This window comes from Azospirillum agricola, assembly GCF_017876095.1.
Lineage (GTDB): Bacteria > Pseudomonadota > Alphaproteobacteria > Azospirillales > Azospirillaceae > Azospirillum > Azospirillum agricola.
Map to the genome: position 1 here is coordinate 1 of NZ_JAGINM010000083.1, position 1,128 is coordinate 1,128.

Sequence of the window (1,128 nt, forward strand, 5' to 3'; positions counted from 1 at the left end):
GTAAGCGTTACGAGCGCCCCCTTCTTCCCGAACCGGGTTCCATGATCGAGATTGCGTGCGGGCTTACGGGACGCGGAGGGTACGATGGAGGATGGCGCCAGACTTCATTCCAGGCTTGAAGCCATGGATGAAGGCAGGCCCTATCGGCGGGTCGAGGTGATCACGGGACGGCGACAGCGACGCTCGTACACGTCGGAGGAGAAGGCGCGCATCGTGGCGGAGAGCGCGGCGCCGGGCGTCAACATCTCGGAGGTCGCGCGACGCAACGGGGTGAACCGCGGCCTGCTCACGGTCTGGCGCCGGGAGGCGGGCGTCGTCGCGGAGGCGATCCCGGTGCAGGCGCCGCTGTTCGTCCCGGTCACGATGGTCGAGGAAACGACGCCCGCTCCCCCGGAGGATCGCCGCCCGGCACCTCGGGAGGCGCCGCCGGGCCGCATTGAGATGGACCTGCGCAGTGGGCGGTTGGTGTTCCACGGCGCCGTCGATCCCGGCCTCGCGGCGGCGGTCATCGCGGCCGCCCGGGGGCGGGGGTGATCACGCCGCGTCCCGACCTCAAGGTCGTGGTCGCCACGCAACCCATCGACTTCCGCAAGGGCGTCCACGGACTGGTCGCCCTGGTCGCCGAGGCGCTGAAGGCCGATCCCTATTGCGGCGACGTCTTCGTCTTCCGCTCCAAGCGCAAGGACCGGCTCAAAATCCTGGTCTGGGACGGCAGCGGGCTGATTCTCGCCACAAAATGGCTGGAAGCCGGCCGCTTCTCCTGGCCGCCGGTCCAGGAGGGAGCGATCCGTCTGAGCGCTGTGCAGTTCGCGCTTCTGCTCGACGGACTGGCGTGGCAAACGGCCACGCCGCCACCGGTCAAGAAGCCGCGCTGGATGGGCTGAATGCGTTGATTCGTCTGGGGTTTGGCGGGTTTCCCCGGTATACTCCGGAGCATGCCGCCGCCCCCCGACCCGCTTCCTCAGGACCCCGCCGAACTGGCCCGCATGATCCGTCGCCTCGCCGCCGAGAAGGCGGAGTTGCAGGAGCAGGTGAAGACCCTGAAGGCGCTGATCTTCGGGGCGAAGTCGGAGAAGGCGGCGGTGATCGATCCCGAACAGGGCCTCCTCGATCTCGACGACCTTGCCC

3 protein-coding genes are annotated in these 1,128 nt (G+C 68.7%); all 3 read left to right on the forward strand.

The window, feature by feature from the left end; translation table 11 throughout:
• The first annotated feature begins 84 nt into the window (after positions 1–84).
• Positions 85–534: an IS66-like element accessory protein TnpA gene (gene tnpA, locus J2847_RS33905; RefSeq protein WP_209783116.1), complete on the forward strand. Its 450-nt coding sequence runs from the start codon at positions 85–87 to the stop codon at positions 532–534.
• The gene (tnpB, locus tag J2847_RS33910) at positions 531–884 is read left to right on the forward strand and encodes an IS66 family insertion sequence element accessory protein TnpB (protein ID WP_209783117.1); all 354 of its coding nucleotides are present in this window, start codon (positions 531–533) and stop codon (positions 882–884) included. Before tnpA ends, tnpB begins: the two co-directional genes overlap by 4 nt.
• 51 nt (positions 885–935) lie before the next feature.
• On the forward strand, positions 936–1,128 hold a 193-nt coding region (locus tag J2847_RS33915; protein ID WP_233474989.1), incomplete at its 3' end, for a transposase.

What these genes read in the sequence shown, in the direction of transcription:
- tnpA (WP_209783116.1), top strand. Translation starts at nt 85, where the DNA reads ATGGAGGATGGCGCCAGACTTCATTCCAGGCTTGAAGCCATGGATGAA.